Raw genomic sequence first — 18,755 nt, 5'->3', positions numbered from 1 at the left:
CGCCGTCGCCGGGTGCCCTCCCGGGAAGGTCGGGTATGCCCCCGGTTCGCCGACCGTCCGCGATGCTCGCCCGCCCTCCGGGCATGACGCACGAGAACCGGCCTGGCGACCGGCGTCGCGTCGTCCGCACACGCGAACCAGGGGCTGAGCGCCTGCGATGCGTCTGACGTGCGGTGTCGGCTCGGCTGAGCGATCACCCGCCGGACTGCGGACCACAAGCAGGGGACTCGGGGCCGCGTGCCGGGCGCGTCGGAGGCGATCGACGCGGAGGAGGATAGGCGGCGTCGTGTCTCCCGGCGGGCGGGGCCTCCGAACGACGAACCCCGCCCACCGCGGGTAGCGATGGGCGGGGTGGCGACGGGTGGGGTCAGGCGGCGGCGAGACCGAGCGTCTTGCGCAACCGCGCGACGTGTCCGGTGGCCTTGACGTTGTAGAGCGCCTCGACGATGGCGCCCTCCTCGTCGACGACGAAGGTCGAGCGCAGCACGCCGGTGACGGTCTTGCCGTAGTTCTGCTTCTCGCCCCACGCGCCGTAGGCCTCGTGCACGAGGTGGTCGGGGTCGCTCAGCAGCGGGAAGGTGAGCCCGTCGCTGTCGCGGAAGGCGCGCAGCTTCTCGGGGGTGTCGCGCGAGATGCCGAGCACGGTGTATCCCGCGCCCTGCAGCGAGGCGAGGCTGTCGCGGAAGTCGCACGCCTGCGTGGTGCACCCGGGCGTCTGAGCGGCCGGGTAGAAGTACAGGATCACGCGGCGACCGCGGAAGTCGCTCAGCGAGACGGGGTGCTCGTCCTGGTCGAGCAGGGTGAAGTCGGGCGCGGCGGTGCCGGGTTCGAGGTTCGTCACCCCTCCAGCCTAGAACGCTCGATGGCCTGGAACGTGGTGAGCAGGCGGTGCAGCGAGTCCAGGCGCGCTTCGGCGCCCGGCCCCAAGCGACCGGATGCCACGGCCTCCGCGATCGCGCAGTCCGGGGCATCGGGCAGATGCGTGCAGCCGCGGGGGCAGTCCTCCGCGGCCTCGGCCAGGTCGGTGAAGGCGCCCAGCACATGCGCGGGGTCGACGTGCCCGAGACCGAACGACCGCACACCCGGGGTGTCGATGACCCACCCCGTGCCGGCGGGGCCACGGTAGCGGAGCGAGACCGCCGACGACGAGGTGTGCCGGCCGCGCCCGGTGACGACGTTGACGTGGCCGATGGCCCGCTCGGAGCCGGTGAGGGCGTTGACCAGCGTGGATTTGCCCACACCCGAGTGCCCGACGAAAACGGTGGAGTGCCCGGCGATCGCCGCCCCGATCTCCGCGAGCGGCATGGCGCCCTGCGCGCTGGTGAAGACGCGGAGGTCGATCCCGGCGAAATGCGAGAGGAACTCGGTCGGGTCGGCCAGATCGGTCTTGGTCACCACGAGGAGGGGGCGGATGCCGGCGTCCAGCGCCGCGACGAGGTACCGGTCGACGAGTCTCTCGCGGGGTTCCGGGTCGGCGGCGGCGACCACGATCAGCATCTGGTCGGCGTTGGCGACGATCACGCGCTCCACCTGATCGGTGTCGTCGGCGCTGCGGCGGAGGAGCGACGTGCGCTCCTCGATGCCGACGATGCGGCCGAGCGTGCCCTCGTCGCCCGACAGATCGCCGACCACGCGCGCGCGGTCGCCGTTCACGATGGGCTGCTTGCGCAGTTCCCGCGCCCGGGTGGCCAGGACACGGCGCTCGGCGGGACCGTCCTCGTCCACGAGCACGGTGTAGCGGCCGCGATCGACACCGAGCACGCGGGCGATCTGCGCGTCGTTGTGCGCCGGACGCCGTTTCGTGCGGGGGCGGTTGGCCTTGGGGTTCGGCCGGACCCGGATCGACGATTCGTCGAACGCGAGATCGTCGTCGTCGTCTGCGTCGTCGAGCCAGCTCACGGGTCAGTCCGTGGCATCCGGGTCGGTGCCGAGCATCGCGTGCCAGAGTGCGGCGAACTGCGGGAGGGTCTTGGCGGTCGTTCCGATGTCGTCGATGTGCACACCCGGCACGCGGAGGCCGATGAGCGCTCCGGTCGTGGCGAGACGGTGGTCGTGGTGCGCCTTCCACTCCCCGCCCGTGAGAGGACGCGGAACGATGCGGATGCCGTCCTCCATCTCGTGCGCCTCGCCGCCGAGGGAGCGGAGGTTGCCCACGAGGGCCGCGATGCGGTCGGTCTCGTGACCGCGGATGTGGCCGATCCCGTGCAGCGTCGTCGGGCCGTCGGCGAAGGCGGCCAGACCGAAGAGGGTCGGCGCGAGCTCGCCCGCCGCGGAGAGGTCGAGGTCCACGCCCAGGATGCCGCCGTCGCCGGCGGCGACGGTGAGCGCTCCGCCGCGGCGGCTGACCCGCGCACCCATCTCCGCGAGGATGTCGACGAGCAGGGCCCCCGGCTGCGTGCTGTGGAGCGGCCATCCGGTGACCGTGACCGACCCGCCCGTCACCATGGCGGCAGCCAGGAACGGGGAGGCGTTGGAGAGGTCGGGCTCGATCGCGACGTCTTTCGCCCGCACCGGGCCGGCGGGTACGATCCACTCGCCCGGTGCCGGGCGTTCGACGTGCACCGCACGGTGGGCCAAGGCCTCGACGGTCATGTCGATGTGCGGGACGCTCGGCAGTCGCGATCCGACGTGCCGCAGCCGCAGGCCCACGTCGAAGCGCGGAGCGGCCAGCAGCAGACCCGAGACGAACTGGCTCGACTGGCTGGCGTCGATCTCGACCTCGCCGCCGCGCACATGCCCGTGGCCGCGAACGGAGAACGGTAGCGCCCAGTGACCGCCGTCGTCGATGTCGACGCCGACGTCGCGGAGCGCGCGGATCATGGCGCCCATCGGGCGATGGAGCGCGCTCTCGTGCGCGGTGACGTGCACGTCACCGCGGGCGAAGCCCGCCACGGGAGCGACGAATCGCATCACCGTGCCGGCCTGACCGCAGTCGACGGTGGTGCCGCCGGCGAACGACGACGGGGGAGTGACCAGCAGATCGGGGCCGAACGGCGAGTCGGTGTCGATCTCTTCGATCCCCACGCCCAGTGCGCGCAGGGCGTCGATCATGCGCGCGGAGTCGTCGGAGTGCAGCGGGGCGTGGAGCGTTCCGGGGCCATCGGCGATCGCGGCGAGCACGAGTTCGCGGTTGGTGAGGGATTTCGACCCCGGCACGGTGACCGTGGCATCCACGGGACCGGGTGCGACGGGCGCGTCCCATGCGCCGCGGGGACTGGCGGCGGAGGGGGAATATCCGAGCGGAGTCATGGGTTCCTAGCCTACTGAAAGGGGAACGACACGTGACCGCACTTCTCGAGCGCGACAGCGCGCCTCTCGCGATCCCGGTGTCCATCGACATGCCCGACGTAGACTGGCGCGCGATGGACGACACGGCGAGCGCGACGGAGCCCCGCGCACAGTTCGAAGAGCAGGCTCTGCCCTTCATGGACCAGCTCTATGCCGCGGCGATGCGGATGACTCGCAATCCCGCGGATGCGGCCGACCTCGTGCAGGAGACCTTCGTCAAGGCCTTCGGGTCGTGGGCGTCGTTCACGCAGGGCACGAACTTGAAGGCGTGGCTGTACCGGATTCTCACGAACACGTACATCAACACGTACCGCAAGAAGCAGCGCGAGCCGTATCAGAGTGCGATCGACGACCTCGAGGACTGGCAGCTCGGCGGCGCCGAGTCGACCACCGCGAGCAGCGCGCGCTCCGCCGAGGCCGAGGCCATCGATCACATGCCCGCGTCGGTCGTGAAGGACGCGTTGCAGTCGATCCCCGAGGATTTCCGGATGGCGGTGTACCTCGCCGACGTCGAGGGCTTCGCCTACCAGGAGATCGCCGACATCATGAAAACCCCGATCGGCACGGTCATGAGCCGTCTGCACCGCGGCCGGCGGCTGCTGCGCGACCTGCTGTCGGACTACGCCAAGGAGCGCGGCATCCAGGCTGCGACGGGAGAGACGAAATGAGCGACTGCGGCTGCGACAAGGCACGGCGCGATCTGGAGGAGTACCTCCGCAACGAAGTCTGCAAGACCGAGGCGAGCGACATCCGCGAGCACCTCGAGAACTGCCCCGGATGCCAGGACGAGGCGCTGGTGGCCCGCACCCTGACCGAGGTGGTCGCGCGGGCGTGCAAGGAGACCGCGCCCGACGAACTGCGTGATCAGGTGCTGTCGCGGCTGCGGGCGATCCAAGCCACGCACTGACGCGGGGTCCGCGCCGGCTCGTGTCGGAGGGGGTGCCTAGGGTGGGTGCATGGCCTCACTCGACACCCTCACGCTTCCCCTCGATCGCACCTCCACCGAGGAACTGGCGTCCCGCGGTCTGGAGTACGCGCGCGTCGACCCCGACGGTGACGGGTACCGGCCGTTCCAGCGCGCGGTGGCCCGAGGCTTCCTCGGTGGCGAGTCCACCGACGAGGAGGCGGAGAACGCCCGGCTCACCCTTCGCACCCGCCGGTTGACCGGTGTGTACGACCGGGGCGGCGCCGAGCCCGAGGTTCCGGTCGGCACCGTCGACTCGTGGGCAACCGAACTCACCACGTCGCCCGGGCGGCAGATCGACCTGTGGGCGATCAGCGCCGTCACCGTGGCGCCGACCCACCGGCGGAGGGGGATCGCCCGTGCGATGCTGGGAGGCGAGCTGCGCACCGCCGCTGACGCGGGCTTCGCCCTCGCCGGCCTCACCGTGACGGAAGCGACGATCTATGCGCGATGGGGGTTCTCTCCGGCGACCTGGGCCTCCGACGTCCATGTCGACACCCGTCGTGCCGGCTGGTCCGGACCCGTCGCGCCGGGTCGACTCGACTTCGTGCCCCGCGAGGGTCTGATCGCCCGGATCGCAGCCGTTCACGAGCGGGTCCGTCGGCAGCGTCCCGGGGCGGTGCCCGGATGGGACGGACGCTGGCGGGGCGTCGCGGGCCTCGCACCCGGCGACAAGGCGGGCGAGAAGGTCCGGGCGGTCGCGTACCGCGACCCGGAGGGGATCGAGCGGGGCATCGTCGCGTACACCATCGACGACCGCGATGACTTCTCCGCGCACGACCTCGAGGTGCGGGCTCTGTTCGCCGAAACGCCGGAGGCGTACGGCGCTCTCTGGCGGTTCCTGCTCGAACACGATCTGGTCGGCACGGTCAAGGCTGCTCTGCAGGCCCCGGTGCCTCCCCTGCAGTGGATGGTCACGGACCGCCGAGCGGTGACCGCCACGTTGACCGACCACCACTGGCTGCGCATCCTCGACGTGCCCCGCGCCGTCGCATCGCGGGCCTACAGCGCGCCCCTGCGGGCCGTGGTGCGGGTCAGCGACCCCCTCGGATTCGCCGACGGCGCGTGGAAGGTGCGCATCGGCGACGACGGGGAGGCCGTCGTCGAGGCGGCCGAGCCGACCGACGCCGTCGAGGTCGACATGACCGTGAACGCGCTCGGTTCTCTGCTGCTGGGCGGGACCCGCATCGCCGATCTGGCCGCCGCGGGCATCGCCTCGGGCGATCCCGCCGTGCTCGCCGCCGTCGACCGATCTTTTGCGCCGGCTATGACTCCGCTGCTCGACATCTGGTATTGACCCCGGCGCGTCGGCTTTTGCTCATAGGCTTTCGCCGATGTCTGAAACAGCTCCACCCGCGCCGGCTGCGGTGATGCCTTCGCGGCTGCGCGCCGTCGGCGCGTTCCTGCGCGTTTACCTGGCCCGGAATCCCGTCGCGGTGTGTACGGCCGTCCTCGTGCTCGCTGCTGCCGCGGCGACCGGATCGCTGTGGAACGGCGACGGCGCGTTCGTGTGGGGGGCCGGTCCCCTCACGACCTTCGCCGGCGGACGCTGGTGGACGGTGCTCACCGCCCTCGTCGTCCCGGACTCCGCGGTGGACGCGCTGGTATCGGCGCTGCTCGCGCTCACGGTTCTGGCGTACGGCGAACGCCTGCTGGGGTCGCGCCGCACGGCTGCGTTGCTCGCCGTCACGGGCGTGGCGGGACTCCTCGTCGGGATCGGCCTCCACGCCGCGGCGTGGACGCTGACCGATCTCCGCCCCGTCGTCGCGGCCGAGGTGCCCGTCCTCGATCCCACGACCCCCATCGCCGGGACGGTGATGGCGGCGTCGGCATTCGCGACGACACTCTGGCGTCGACGCCTGCGGCTCGTCGGCTTCGCCCTCCTCGCCCTTTTCGCCCTGTACGCCGGCGACGCCGACTCCTGGTACCGGTTGACCGCCGCGGGCATCGGGCTCGTCGGGGGAGCGCTCCTCGCCCGGGGGCGGGAGCGTCGGTCGTGGCACCGCAGTTCGACGCGAGAGGCTCGCACGCTTCTGGCGTTGCTGGTGGCCGTGGTCGGCAGCGGGCCGATCGTCGCGCTGGTCAGCGGTGGCGGCCGCGGTCCGCTCTCCCTCGTCGTCGATGCATACACCCAGTACGACGATGCGCTGCTCGCTCGCTGCGGAACGGTGGCGGCATCCGTCTGCGACGAGCAGGTGGCCCTGCTGATGACGCGAGGAGCGGGTCCGGCCCTCCTCGCCGTGACACCGCTCGTTCTCCTGCTGGTCGCCGCGTGGGGCCTGCGGCAGGGGCGCCGCGCCGCGTGGATCGTCGCGGTGTTCGTGCTCGTGGCATCCGCCGTCCTGCCCCTGGTCTCGCTGGCGAACGGTCGCCTGCGCATCGACCCGTGGGTCGACGGCAGCGGTGCCGAGTACGTCCTCTGGGCACTTGCGAGTGTCGGCATCCCGCTCGCACTGACGTCGGCTCTGGTCATCGCCCGCCGCCGGTTCTCGGTCCGTTCGACACCCCGGGCGGCACGGGCGGTCGCGGTGACGCTGACGACGGCGTTCCTGCTCTGCGCCACGACGCTGTTCGTCGTCGAGGCGATCGGCAAGCGCGCCTTCGACCGCGACGTGTCGGTCCTCGACCTGCTGGGGGTGACGCTGCGGCGCTTCCTGCCGCCGTCGTTCACCCACCCCGGCGGGTCGACCGCGTTCCCGCACAGCGGCCCGGCCCTCTTCGCCTATCAATGGGTCGGGGTGTTGTTCTGGGCGATCGTGGTGGCGGCGATCCTGTGGCTCTACCGCCGGGTGCAGCGCCCGGATGCGGGCGATGCCGGCCGATACCGCGAGCTGCTGCACCGGGGGAGCGACACCCTCGGGTTCCTCGGCACCTGGGAGGGCAACAGGCACTGGTACTCCGACGACGGCGAGTGCGCCGTCGCGTACCGCCTCGTCGGCGACGTCGCCCTGGCGGTCGCCGACCCCCTGGCGCCGGCGGGCCGGCGCCCCGAGGCCGTGAGGGGCTACACCGATTTCTGCGTCGAGCACGGCTGGATCCCCGCGTTCTACAGCGTGCACGCCGACACCCTCGACGACCTCGTCGAGGCGGGCTGGTTGCACGTGCCGGTCGGCGTCGAGACCGTCATGGACCTGCCCGGGCTGACCTTCGCGGGCAAATCCTGGCAGAAGGTGCGCCAGCCTCTCACGCGCGCCGAGCGAGAGGGGTTCACGGCCGTGTGGTCGCGGTGGCACGAGCTAAGTGTCGCGCAGGCCTCGCAGGTGGTGGCGATCGACGAGGAGTGGGTCGCCGATCGCGCGCTCCCCGAGATGGGATTCACCCTGGGGTCGCTCGACGAGCTGCGCGACCGGGATGTCCGTCTGCTCCTGGCCGTCGGACCCGATGACCGCATCGAAGCCGTCACGAGCTGGATGCCGAGCTGGACCGACGGCGAGATCACGGGGTGGACGCTCGATTTCATGCGCCGCCGCTCCGACGGCCCCAACGGCATGATGGAGTTCCTCATCGCGAAAGCCGCGCTGCACCTGCAGGCGGAGGGCGCGACGGTGTTGAGCCTGTCGGGAGCACCGCTGGCCGACGACCCCGGCGAGACGGCGGACGAGGACCCCGCGCCGTTGCGCGCCCTGCTGCGCTGGCTCGCGGAGGTGCTGGAACCGGCGTACGGCTTCGCGTCGCTGTTCCGGTTCAAGGGCAAGTTCCGCCCGCGCTACCGCCCGCTCGCCCTCGCCTACCGCGACCCGCTGCAGTTGCCGGGCATCGGGGCCGCTGTCGGACGCGCCTACCTGCCCGACGCCTCGCGGCGCGAGATGGTCGCCCTGGCCAAGACCGCCTGGGAGGGGCGCCGGTGAACAGATTCATCCTTTCGTTCGAGTTGATAGACAGTCCGCTGCTGGCCATCAGCGCGGCGGTGGCCGGGATCGCAGTGGTCGCGGTCGTGGTGTGGTCGCCCCGCCGGATCATCCGCACGCTCCTCGTCGGTCTGGCGGCGGGCGTGGCGATGCTGATCGCTGCCAAGATCCTCGAAGCGAGGGGCGCGTTCCAGGGGCCCCTTCCCGGATTGGCGATCTGGTGGGGGGCGGGGGCGGTGGCCGTCGCGGCGATCGGCGTCGTCGGCATCTGCCGACGGCCGTGGGCCCGTCGGGTGATCGGGGCTGTCACGGTCGTGGCCGCACTCGTGGCGGGGGCGTTGGGAGTCAACGCGGCGTACGGCGTCACGCACAATCTGGCGGCCATTCTCGGCGTCCAGGCTCTCGACCCGGCCTCGCTCCCGGCGCAGCAGACGGAGGGAGGAGACCCCTCGACCCTCTATCAGACCTGGGAGCCTCCCGCGGGAATGCCCGCGCAGGGATCCGTGAGCGCCCTGACCGGCAACACGAAGATCCCGACCGGACAGTATGCCGCCCGCGATGCGTCCCTCTACCTGCCGCCCGCGGCACAGGTGGCCGACCCGCCGGCTCTGCCGCTCCTCGTCTTCATGATGGGGCAGCCGGGCTCACCTGACCCGACGGCCCTGGCCAAGGCCCTCGACGCGTTCGCCGCGAAGAACAAGGGGCTCGCTCCCATCGCCGTGGTCGTCGACCAGCTGACCGCGCCCGATCTCGATCCCGCGTGCGCTGACTCCGCGAAGTACGGTGCCGTGTCGACCTACATCAACCAGCTCGTGCCGCAGTGGGCCGAGAAGAACCTCAACATCATCAAGGACCCGAAGTACTGGATCATCGGAGGGTTCTCGAACGGCGGCTCGTGCGCGGCCACCTACGGCGCCAAATACCCCGGCACCTGGGGGCAGATGCTCGACGTGATGGGTAACGAGTTCCCCGGCTCGGAGCACGTCTCGCAGACGGTCGCCGATGTCTTCGGCGGCGACGCGAACGCGTTCCAGGCCGACAAGCCGTCCTCCCTCATGGCCGCCGCACCCGCCGGCACCTACTCCGGTCACACGGCGATCTTCACCTGGGGTAGCGAGGACACCACCTACGGCCCCGGTCAGCAGGCGAACGCCACGGCGGCGCAGGCGGCAGGCTTCACGGTGCTGACCCACATCGTGGAGGGTGCCGGGCACACCGGCGAAGCGCTGGATGCAAGCCTCGCCTACGCGATCCCCGCGCTCGCTCCCGTTCTGGGGCTCGCCGCCCCGGCTTCCTGACGACGGCACGCGCCACGCGCGGCGGTCCCCTGCCGGTGCGGGGCCGCCGTGAGCCGACGCGCGGCGTTCGCCTGCCGCTGCGCGGCGACGGTGAGCCCACGCGCGGCGGTCGCCAGCCGCGGCAGGGCGGCCGTGAGCCCACGCGCGGCGTTCGCCTGCCGGCCGCGGGGTCGGCGTGAGCCCGCGCGCCGGTCGCCGGCCGCCGCGGTTCGGCCGTGGACCCACGCGCGCCGGTCGCCGGCCGCCGCGGTTCGGCCGTGGACCCACGCGCGGCGGTCGCCTGCCGGCGGTCGCCTGCCGCCGCGGGGCCGCCGTGGCCGCGCAACAAATGGTCGGCGCAGACGACGGGGCCCGGTCGAGCGAAGTCGACCGGGCCCCGTGCGGCGCGAGGGATCAGCGCGCGAGCGCCTCCCGCATGATGGCGCTGTGCTCGTTCGCATGCACCTTGGGAGAGCCGGTCGCGGTCGAGGCGGCGGCAGCGCGCGAGATGCGACGGATCGGCCGGCCGACCCGATCGGCGAGCTCGAGGGCGATGAACGGCCACGCTCCCTGGTTCTCGGGCTCGTCCTGCACCCACACCACTTCGGCATCCGGGTACTGCGCGAGAACGCGAGTCAACTCCTCGGCCGGCGCCGGGTGGTACTGCTCGAGACGCACGAGGGCGATCTCGGGGTTCGGGTTCTTGTCGAGCTCGGCCCGCAGGTCCCAGTGGATCTTGCCGGCGTGCAGAAGCACGCGCTTCACCGCGCCGCGGTCGATGCCGCGGTCGTCGTCGAGCACCGGCTCGAAACGACCCTCGAGGAAGTCCTCGACGGGGCTCGTGGCGCCGCGCAGACGCAGCATGGCCTTCGGCGTGAACACGACGAGGGGGCGACGCGGGCACTGGTAGGCCTGACGACGCAGCAGGTGGAAGTACGACGCGGGGGTCGAGGGGCGCGCGACCGTCATGTTGTCTTGCGCGCACATCTGCAGGTAGCGCTCGATACGGGCCGACGAGTGGTCGGGGCCTTGTCCCTCGTAGCCGTGGGGGAGCAGAAGCACGACGCTCGACTGCTGCGCCCACTTCTGGTCGGCCGACGAGATGAACTCGTCGATGACCGATTGCGCGCCGTTCGCGAAGTCGCCGAACTGCGCCTCCCAGAGCACGAGCGCGTCGGGACGCTCGACCGAGTAGCCGTACTCGAAGGCCATCGCGGCGTACTCGCTGAGGAGCGAGTCGTAGACCCAGAAGCGGCCCTGATTTTCGCTGAGGTTCGCCAGCGGCAGCCATTCCTGGCCGTTGTCACGGTCGTGCAGCACCGCGTGCCGCTGCACGAAGGTGCCGCGACGCGAATCCTGACCCGCGAGGCGCACCGGCGTGCCCTCCATCAGCACGGAGCCGAAGGCGAGCAGCTCGCCGAAGGCCCAGTCGATGTTGCCGTTGCGGCTCATGTCGAGTCGCTTGTCGAGCAGCTGCTGCAGCTTGTTGTGCACCGTGAAGCCGTCGGGCTTGTTCACGAACGCGTCACCGATGTGCTGGACGACCTCGCGGGACACACCGGTGGTCTCGGGAGCACCGCTCACCGGCTCGTCGGCGGCATCGGACGTGGCGACGGGGTTGGCGCCCGTCTCCGCCTCGTGCGTGTCGGCGAAGGCGACCTCGAGACGGCTCTGGAAGTCCTGCTTGGCCTGCTCGTACTCGTCCTCGGTGATGTCACCGCGGCCGACCAGCGACTCGGTGTACAGCCGGCGGACGGAGCGCTTCGCCTCGATGAGGTTGGTCATCAGCGGCTGCGTCATCGAGGGGTCGTCGCCCTCGTTGTGACCGCGACGGCGGTAGCAGACGAGGTCGATGACGATGTCGCGATGGAACTCCTCGCGGTACAGGAACGCCAGCTCCGCGGCGCGGACGACGGCCTCGGGGTCGTCGCCGTTGACGTGCAGGATCGGCGCCTGGATCGTCTTGGCCACGTCGGTGGCGTACACCGAGGTGCGTGCGTCGGTGGGGGTGGTGGTGAAGCCGACCTGGTTGTTCACGACCACGTGGATCGTGCCGCCCGTGCGGTAGCCGCGCAGCTGCGACATCTGCAGGGTCTCGACGACCACGCCCTGGCCCGCGAACGCGGCGTCGCCGTGCACGAGGATGGGCAGCCACGAGAACGTGCCGATGGGCTTGCGGTCCTGCTTGGCGCGCACGATGCCCTCGAGCACGCCGTCGACGGTCTCGAGGTGCGAGGGGTTGGCGGCGAGGTACACCGGCAGTTCGTCGCCGGCGTCGCCGACGAAGGTGCCCTCGGTGCCCAAGTGGTACTTCACGTCGCCCGAGCCGCGCTTGCTCCCGACCGCGACCGCACCCTCGAACTCGCGGAACACGTGGCCGTAGGTCTTGCCCGCGATGTTGGTGAGCACGTTCAGACGCCCGCGGTGGGCCATTCCGATCGCGGCGCCGTCGAGCCCCGCGGAGGCGGCGCCCTGGAGGATCTGGTCCAGCAGCGGGATGAGGGACTCTCCGCCCTCGAGGCTGAAGCGCTTCTGCCCGACGTACTTGGTCTGCAGGAACGTCTCGAACGCCTCGGCCTGGTTGAGCTTCGACAGGATGCGCAGCTGCTCGTCGTGGCCGGGCTTGGTGTACTTGACCTCGACGTTGCGCTGGAACCACTGGCGCTGCGCCGGGTCCTGGATGTGCATGTACTCCACACCCATGGTCCGGCAGTACGAGTCCCGGAGCACTCCCAGGATGTCGCGGAGCTTGGCGACGCGCTTGCCGCCGAGACCGCCGGTGACGAATTCGCGGTCGAGATCCCAGAACGTCAGGCCGTGCTGCTCGATCTCGAGGTCGGGGTGCGTGCGCTGCACGTACTCGAGCGGGTCGATGTCGGCCATGAGGTGACCGCGCACGCGGAAGGAGTTGATGAGCTCCTGCACGCGGGCGCTCTTGTCGATGCGCTCCGAGATGTCGACGCTGATGTCGGCGGCCCAGTGGATGGGGGCGTAGGGGATGCGCAGCGCCGCGAAGATGTCTTCGTAGAACCCGCGCTGACCGATGAGCAGCTCGTGCACCTTCTTCAGGAACTCGCCCGAGCCGGCGCCCTGGATGACACGGTGGTCGTACGTGCTGGTGAGGGTGATCGTCTTGCCGATCGCGAACTCGTTCAGCGTCTTCTCGCTCGCACCCTGGAACTCGGCAGGGTAATCGAGCGCACCCGCGCCGATGATCGCGCCCTGGCCGCGCATGAGGCGGGGCACGGAGTGCACGGTGCCGATACCGCCGGGGTTCGTGAGCGACACCGTCGTGCCCTGGAAGTCGGCCGGTGTCAGCTTGTTGCCGCGCGCGCGGCGCACGAGATCCTCGTACGAGGCGAGGAACTCCCCGAAGGTGAGGGTGTCGGCCCGCTTGATGCTCGGCACGAGGAGCGCGCGGGTCCCGTCTGGCTTCGGCATGTCGATCGCGATACCGAGGTTGACGTGCGCGGGAGCCACGACCGAGGGCTTGCCGTCGATCTCGGCATAGTACACGTTCTGGCTCGGGAACTCTTTGAGCGCCTGGATCAGCGCCCAGCCGATCAGGTGGGTGAAGCTGACCTTGCCGCCGCGCGTGCGCGACATGTGGTTGTTGATGACGATGCGGTTGTCGATCATCAGCTTCGCCGGCACGGTCCGCACGCTCGTCGCGGTGGGGACCGTGAGCGAGTCGTCCATGTTGGATGCCAGAGCCTTCGGCATCCCCTTCAGCACGGTCACGCGGTCTTCTTCGGTGCTCTCCGCACCGACCGAGGGCACCGCGTTGGGGGCCTGCGCGGGGATGGGGCGGGGGGCCGCGGGCTTGGTCGTCGTGCGCGCCACCGGTGCCTGTCCGACCACGGGGATCGGGGCGGTCACGGGGTGGGGCTCGGACGCCGGCGGTGTGGCCGCGGCGGGTGGCGCAGGCGGGGGAGCGGCGGCGGAGGATCCGTCGACGACCGGGTGGTACGCCTCCAGGATCGGCCACCAGGCCTTGTCTACGGAGTGCTTGTCGGCTGTGAACTGTTCGTAGAGCTCGTCTACGAGCCACTCGTTCGCGCCGAACTCGCCCTCGCTCGAAGTACCGACGCCCGTCACCTGGCTCGACACAGTCGATCGCCTGCTTTCCTCGATGAAGATTCCTGTGGATGCGCCGACTCCACCGTCGAGAGACGTCGGCGTCATGCGCACCGCAAGCCTAGTCGAGGTTCCCGCGGGCAGCCGTGGGCTTTACGGGGCCTTTACTTTCAGATCGTGTGGTGGAGTGGATGCCATGGAGTTCTCCGGTGCGCAGCCCGATGTCGATCTCACCTACTCGGACGTGTTCCTCGTCCCCCGTCACTCCGAGGTGCGCAGCCGCCTCGACGTGGACCTCGCGCCCGCCGACGGCAGCGGAGCCACGCTCCCGCTGGTGTCGGCCAACATGAATTCCGTGACGGGCACGAGACTGGCGGCCGCCCTCGCGCGCCGCGGCGGTCTGGGCGTCCTTCCGCAGGATCTCGCGCTGCCCGATCTGCTCGGCGCGGTCGAGTGGGTCAAGTCGCAGCCCGTCGCCTGGGACGCCCCGCTGGTGCTGCCGCCCCACGCCACGGTGGCCGACGCGCGCCTGCTGCTGCCGCCCGTGGCCGGGCGCGGCATCGTCGTGGCCGATGCGCGCGAGGACGGCGTCATCGATCTCGACGGCTTCCGCGGCATCGTCCCCGCTCCGCGGCTCGCGACGGCGCTGCTGGACGCCACGCTCGGCGACATCACCCGCGGCGACACCCCCGTGGTGGAGGCGTCCCGTGTGGGTCCCCGGGGGCGATCCTCGGCAGGTGTTCGCGCTCATCGAGGAGACCGGGGCCGACATCGTCGCGGTCGTCGACGGGGACCGCGTCGTCGGGACCCTCTCGCCCCGCAGCGCTCTGCGCGACTCCGTCTACCGCCCCGGTGTCGACGCCGACGGCCGCCTCATCGTCGCCGCAGCCGTCGGCATCAACGGCGACGTCGCGGGCAAGGCGCGCGCGCTCGCCGCTGCCGGCGTCGACGTCCTCGTCGTCGACACCGCCCACGGCCACCAGGCGCAGATGCTGCGGGCGCTCCGCGAGGTCGCGGCGCTGGACCTCGGCATCCCGATCGCCGCCGGCAACGTCGTCACGGCCGAGGGCGTGCACGACCTCGCCGATGCCGGGGCGACGATCCTCAAGGTCGGCGTGGGACCGGGAGCCATGTGCACCACCCGCATGATGACCGCCGTCGGTCGCCCGCAGTTCTCCGCCGTCCTCGAGACCGCCGAAGCTGCTCGCAGCGTCGGCGCGCACGTGTGGGCGGACGGCGGCGTGCGTTACCCGCGCGACGTCGCCCTCGCGCTCGCCGCGGGCGCGGCATCCGTCATGATCGGGTCGTGGTTCGCCGGCACCATCGAGTCGCCCGGCCGGCTGCGGACCGACGATGCGGGGCTGCTCTACAAGGAGTCGTGGGGCATGGCATCCACGAAGGCCGTGCAGGGCCGGTTCGGTCGTCTCGATCCGTTCGAGCGGGCCCGCAAGGAGCTCTTCGCCGAGGGCATCTCGTCGTCGCGCATCTATCTCGACCCGCAGCGTCCCGGGCTCGAGGACCTGCTCGACATGATCACCTCGGGCGTGCGCTCGTCGTTCACCTACGCCGGGGCATCCACGGTCGCGCAGTTCCACGAGCGCGCCCGGGTGGGTCTGCAGTCCGCGGCGGGCTACGAAGAGGGCAAGGCTCTCCCCGTCAGCTGGTGAGAACGGCGACCTCCGCTTCGAGGGTGATCCACCCGCCGAGCTGGACCGAGAGATCGAGGTCCTCGCCCTCGGCGCGAGCCGGGCGTCGCGGGTCCGCGGGCAGAAGGCCGTCGCGTCGACCGTGCCACAGTGCCTCCGCGTTGCGCCGCACGAGGTCGCCCGCCGCGCGGGACACGTTCCGATGCTCCTCTCGCGCGGCATCGGTTGCGAACCATACCGCCGCCTCCGCGAGGTAGCGGGCGAGGATGCCGGCGAAGAGTCCGCCGTCGCCGCCCCCGGCCGCGGGGAAGAGCCCGCCGTCCGGCTCGCACCACCGCACGATCGCCTGCACCAGCGACGCCGCCCGCGCCTCATGGGCGTCGCGCGCATCGGCGTCGGGTGCCCCCTCGGCGAGCGCGAGAGCGGATCCGATCGCCACGCCCTGGTTGTACGTCCACAGCTCCGGGCGGACCATCCCGTGCTCGACGCCGTCCCGCACCAGCCCCGTCGCCGGGTCGTCGAGTGTCGCCGCGACCCAGGCGTCGAGGTCCACGGCCGATCCGCGACGCGCGGTCCACGCGAGGGCGATCGCGGCGGGTCCGTTGGCCGGGGCGTTGTAGAGCGCGCTGTCGACCGCCCACGGAAGTGCACCCACCGCCGGGTCGACGGCCTCATCGAGCCGGCGCGTCAGGCGGTCGATCCGCCGATCGTGCAGGTCGTACCTCTGCAGGGCCAGGGTCATCCACGCCACGTCGTCGTAGAACGGGGTGGTCCACCGTCCGAGCGTGCGCAGCGTGATGCCGCGGTGCAGCTCCCGCAGCAGGCGCGCCCGACGCGGATCGGGCCGGTGCTGCTGGGCGTCCCGGAGCACGTGCAGCAGGTGCGCGTGCCACCAGTAGTGCCACGTCCGGGCGCCGGGGACGCCCGGCGTCGCGGCATGCGCCCAGGCCACCGGCCCGTGGCGACGGACGTACCGGCGGACGACGGCCGACTCGGCGGCCATCGCACGTTCTTGTGCGCGAGAGACGGCATCCATCCCCCCATCCTCCCCAGGGCCGGGGGTGGCGAGAATCCGGATGCCGGTGGTGCGGGGCTGCCATAGAATCGACCGCACGATGGACGACCCTCCCAGTTGTAGACCCACGCCCCACCGACCCTCTTCCGCCGAACGCTCGAGCGGGGGTGATGGCTGATGGATTACGTCATGCTGGGCGTGGGGCTGCTTCTCACCGTGGGGACCGGGCTGTTCGTCGCGAGCGAATTCGCCCTCGTCAACCTCGACCGTGCCGATCTCGAAGCCCGCCGCGACGCGGGCGAGTCGCGGTTGTCGCTGACCATCGACGCGCTGCGCATCACGTCGACGCACCTGTCGAGCGCACAGCTGGGTATCACGCTGACGACGCTCCTCACCGGATACACGATGGAACCGGCCATCTCGAACCTGCTGCGTCCCGTCTTCCAGTCGTGGGGTCTGCCCGAGGCGCTCATCGTCTCGCTCGCGGCCGTGGTCGGCGTGGGGTTCGCCACGGTGCTGTCGATGATCCTCGGTGAGCTCGTGCCGAAGAACTTCGCCCTGGCCATTCCGCGGCAGACGGCGAAGCTCGTCATCCCGTTCCAGGTGGCCTTCACCGCGGTGTTCAAACCCGCGATCGTCGTGCTCAACGGCAGCGCCAACGGCGTGCTGCGCGCCATGGGGGTGGAGCCCAAGGAGGAGCTGTCCGGCGCGCGGTCGGCCGAGGAGCTGTCGAGCCTCGTCAAGCGCTCGGCCAGCGCCGGGATGCTCGAGAAGGACACCGCTTCGCTGCTCGATCGCAGCCTCACTTTCGCCCGTCTCAGCGCCGCGGACGTCATGACTCCCCGCCCGAGCGTGCACGCGCTCGCCGCAGGCGATCCCGCCGACGACGTCGTGCAGCTCGCGCGACGCACCGGGCACAGCCGCTTCCCCGTCTACGGCGAGTCGATGGACGACATCATCGGCGTCGTGCATCTGAAGGCGGCCATCGGCGTGCCGCGCGAGAAGCGCGGCGAGGTGCCGGTGGCGGCGCTGTCGACCGAACCGCTGCGCGTCCCCGAGACCGTGCACCTCGACACGCTCGTGTCGGAACTGCGCTCGCGCGGGTACCAGATGGCGATCGTCGTCGACGAGTACGGCGGCACCGCCGGGGTCGTCACCCTCGAAGACCTCGTGGAGGAGATCGTCGGCGAGGTGCTCGACGAGCACGACCGCTCACGCGCCGGCGTCGTGCGTTCCGCGGCATCCGTCACCTTCCCGGGCGACCTCCGGCCCGACGAGGTGCTCGATCGCGCGGGCATCCGCGTGCCCGAGGGGGAGGTGTACGACACGGTGGGCGGGTTCATCATGGCCGCGCTCGAGCGCATCCCCGCTGTCGGCGACACCGTCGACCTCGACGACGGGGTGCTCGCCGTGCAGCGGATGGACGGTCGGCGGGTCGACCGCGTGCAGTTCACCCCCACGCCCCGGGAGCAGGACGTCGACGACCTCGTCCGCGCGGCGAAGGGCGGTGATCAGTGATGAGCGATTGGGCGGGAATCGCGTGGCTGGTCGTGCTGCTGGTCGCCAATGCGTTCTTCGTCGGTGCCGAGTTCGCCGTCATCTCCGCGCGCCGGTCGCAGATCGAACCGCACGCCGACCGCGGGTCGCGGGCGGCGAAGACGGCGCTGTACGCCATGGAGCACGCCACTCTCATGCTGGCGACCTGCCAGCTCGGCATCACGATCTGCTCGCTGCTGATCTTGAACGTGTCGGAGCCGGCGATCCACCACCTGCTGGCGGGGCCCCTCGGGCTCACCGGGATCCCCGAGGCCGCCGTCGACATCGCCTCGTTCATCGTCGCGCTGCTGATCGTGTCGTACCTGCACGTGGTGTTCGGCGAGATGGTGCCGAAGAACCTCGCGTTCTCGCTGCCGGATCGCGCGGTGCTCATGCTCGCCCCGCCGTTGGTGGCGGTGTCGAAGGCGTTCCACCCCGTCATCGTCGCCCTCAACTGGACGGCCAACCATGTGCTGCGCCTGTTCCGCGTCGAGCCGAAGGACGAGGCCGCCTCGACCTACACCCTCGACGAGGTCGCGACCATCGTCACCCAGTCGCGCCGCGAGGGCGTGCTCGACGACACCTCCGGGACGGTCACGGCGGTGGTGGAGTTCACCGAGAAGAAGGCGGCGGACATCGCCGTGCCGATGGGCCAGCTGGTCACCCTCCCCGAGACCACCACCCCGGCCGAGATCGAGCGGGCCGTCGCTCAGCACGGCTACTCGCGCTACGTGATCGTCGACGCGGCGGGCAACCCCACGGGGTACGTCCACCTCAAGGACGTGCTCCGGGCGGCAGAAGGATCGGATGCCGTCATGCTCCGGCCCATCCCGGGCAAGCGCGTGCACCACATGGTGTCGGTGCTCGAGTCGACCGACCTCGAGGACGCCCTCGCGCTCATGCGCCGCTCCGGTCGGCACCTCGCCCAGGTGCGCGACGAGCAGGGCGACGTGCAGGCCGTGCTGTTCCTGGAGGACGTCATCGAAGAGCTCGTGGGCGAGGTGCAGGACGCCACCGAGCGACGCCGTTTCATCTGATCGTCCTCGACGCCGGCGACGGACACCGGATGCCGCGGGCCGGAGCCCCGCGGCATCCGGTGTCGGC

At 71.2% G+C, this 18,755-nt stretch carries 12 protein-coding genes and 1 pseudogene; 8 read left to right on the top strand and 5 right to left on the bottom strand.

Annotated elements, in window-relative coordinates; all coding sequences use genetic code 11:
• Positions 1–367 precede the first annotated feature (367 nt).
• The 3 genes from bcp to aroA are packed head-to-tail and all read right to left on the bottom strand — an operon-like array spanning position 368 to position 3,249.
• A complete protein-coding gene (bcp, locus tag QE392_RS16100) occupies positions 368–841 on the bottom strand; it encodes a thioredoxin-dependent thiol peroxidase (RefSeq protein WP_307453494.1) in 474 nt (157 codons plus the stop codon).
• The gene (gene rsgA / locus QE392_RS16095; protein ID WP_307453493.1) at positions 838–1,899 is read right to left on the bottom strand and encodes a ribosome small subunit-dependent GTPase A; all 1,062 of its coding nucleotides are present in this window, start codon (positions 1,897–1,899) and stop codon (positions 838–840) included. Before rsgA ends, bcp begins: the two co-directional genes overlap by 4 nt.
• Positions 1,900–1,902: 3 nt before the next feature.
• Positions 1,903–3,249, bottom strand: a complete 1,347-nt coding sequence (gene aroA, locus QE392_RS16090; RefSeq protein WP_307453492.1) for a 3-phosphoshikimate 1-carboxyvinyltransferase — start codon at positions 3,247–3,249, stop codon at positions 1,903–1,905.
• An 89-nt stretch (positions 3,250–3,338) separates the two neighbouring features.
• Between aroA and QE392_RS16085 the strand changes: the two genes are divergently transcribed.
• From QE392_RS16085 to QE392_RS16065, 5 genes are read left to right on the top strand one after another with little or no spacing between them, the layout of a single operon-like run.
• Positions 3,339–3,956: a sigma-70 family RNA polymerase sigma factor gene (locus QE392_RS16085; protein WP_373426509.1), complete on the top strand. Its 618-nt coding sequence runs from the start codon at positions 3,339–3,341 to the stop codon at positions 3,954–3,956.
• A complete protein-coding gene (locus QE392_RS16080; RefSeq protein ID WP_307453491.1) occupies positions 3,953–4,195 on the top strand; it encodes a zf-HC2 domain-containing protein in 243 nt (80 codons plus the stop codon). Before QE392_RS16085 ends, QE392_RS16080 begins: the two co-directional genes overlap by 4 nt.
• A gap of 49 nt (positions 4,196–4,244) precedes the next feature.
• The gene (locus QE392_RS16075) at positions 4,245–5,549 is read left to right on the top strand and encodes a GNAT family N-acetyltransferase (RefSeq protein WP_307453490.1); all 1,305 of its coding nucleotides are present in this window, start codon (positions 4,245–4,247) and stop codon (positions 5,547–5,549) included.
• Positions 5,550–5,586: 37 nt separating this feature from the next.
• A complete protein-coding gene (locus QE392_RS16070) occupies positions 5,587–8,100 on the top strand; it encodes a phosphatidylglycerol lysyltransferase domain-containing protein (RefSeq protein WP_307453489.1) in 2,514 nt (837 codons plus the stop codon).
• Positions 8,097–9,398: an alpha/beta hydrolase gene (locus QE392_RS16065; RefSeq protein WP_307453488.1), complete on the top strand. Its 1,302-nt coding sequence runs from the start codon at positions 8,097–8,099 to the stop codon at positions 9,396–9,398. Before QE392_RS16070 ends, QE392_RS16065 begins: the two co-directional genes overlap by 4 nt.
• 393 nt (positions 9,399–9,791) lie before the next feature.
• On the opposite strand, the gene QE392_RS16060 is transcribed toward QE392_RS16065, so the two are convergent.
• A complete protein-coding gene (locus QE392_RS16060) occupies positions 9,792–13,487 on the bottom strand; it encodes a multifunctional oxoglutarate decarboxylase/oxoglutarate dehydrogenase thiamine pyrophosphate-binding subunit/dihydrolipoyllysine-residue succinyltransferase subunit (protein WP_307454173.1) in 3,696 nt (1,231 codons plus the stop codon).
• Between the two features lie 22 nt (positions 13,488–13,509).
• On the opposite strand from QE392_RS16060, the pseudogene QE392_RS16055 reads away from it, so the two are divergent.
• Positions 13,510–15,121 (top strand): annotated as a pseudogene (locus QE392_RS16055) (IMP dehydrogenase).
• Here QE392_RS16055 and QE392_RS16050 read toward each other — a convergent pair.
• Positions 15,111–16,136, bottom strand: coding sequence for a glycoside hydrolase family 76 protein (locus QE392_RS16050; RefSeq protein ID WP_307453487.1), 1,026 nt, complete (start codon positions 16,134–16,136; stop codon positions 15,111–15,113). The pseudogene QE392_RS16055 and the gene QE392_RS16050 overlap by 11 nt on opposite strands.
• Positions 16,137–16,292: 156 nt before the next feature.
• Here QE392_RS16050 and QE392_RS16045 point away from each other — a divergent pair, with 156 nt between their 5' ends.
• Both QE392_RS16045 and QE392_RS16040 read left to right on the top strand, forming a co-directional pair.
• Positions 16,293–17,633 (top strand): hemolysin family protein, encoded by a 1,341-nt coding sequence (locus QE392_RS16045; RefSeq protein WP_307453486.1) that lies wholly within the window; start codon positions 16,293–16,295, stop codon positions 17,631–17,633.
• Complete coding sequence (locus QE392_RS16040; protein ID WP_307453485.1) at positions 17,633–18,688, top strand: hemolysin family protein; 1,056 nt, start codon at positions 17,633–17,635, stop codon at positions 18,686–18,688. Before QE392_RS16045 ends, QE392_RS16040 begins: the two co-directional genes overlap by 1 nt.
• Positions 18,689–18,755 lie beyond the last annotated feature (67 nt).

The sequence above is a fragment of the Microbacterium proteolyticum genome (genome assembly GCF_030818075.1).
GTDB lineage: Bacteria > Actinomycetota > Actinomycetes > Actinomycetales > Microbacteriaceae > Microbacterium > Microbacterium proteolyticum_A.
Note: the sequence above shows the minus strand (reverse complement) of the source record. Positions and strands in the feature narration are given on the sequence as shown.

What these genes read in the sequence shown, in the direction of transcription:
- aroA (WP_307453492.1), bottom strand. Translation starts at nt 3,249, where the DNA reads ATGACTCCGCTCGGATATTCCCCCTCCGCCGCCAGTCCCCGCGGCGCA.
- QE392_RS16085 (WP_373426509.1), top strand. Translation starts at nt 3,339, where the DNA reads ATGCCCGACGTAGACTGGCGCGCGATGGACGACACGGCGAGCGCGACG.
- QE392_RS16080 (WP_307453491.1), top strand. Translation starts at nt 3,953, where the DNA reads ATGAGCGACTGCGGCTGCGACAAGGCACGGCGCGATCTGGAGGAGTAC.
- QE392_RS16075 (WP_307453490.1), top strand. Translation starts at nt 4,245, where the DNA reads ATGGCCTCACTCGACACCCTCACGCTTCCCCTCGATCGCACCTCCACC.
- QE392_RS16070 (WP_307453489.1), top strand. Translation starts at nt 5,587, where the DNA reads ATGTCTGAAACAGCTCCACCCGCGCCGGCTGCGGTGATGCCTTCGCGG.
- QE392_RS16050 (WP_307453487.1), bottom strand. Translation starts at nt 16,136, where the DNA reads ATGGATGCCGTCTCTCGCGCACAAGAACGTGCGATGGCCGCCGAGTCG.
- QE392_RS16045 (WP_307453486.1), top strand. Translation starts at nt 16,293, where the DNA reads ATGGATTACGTCATGCTGGGCGTGGGGCTGCTTCTCACCGTGGGGACC.
- QE392_RS16040 (WP_307453485.1), top strand. Translation starts at nt 17,633, where the DNA reads ATGAGCGATTGGGCGGGAATCGCGTGGCTGGTCGTGCTGCTGGTCGCC.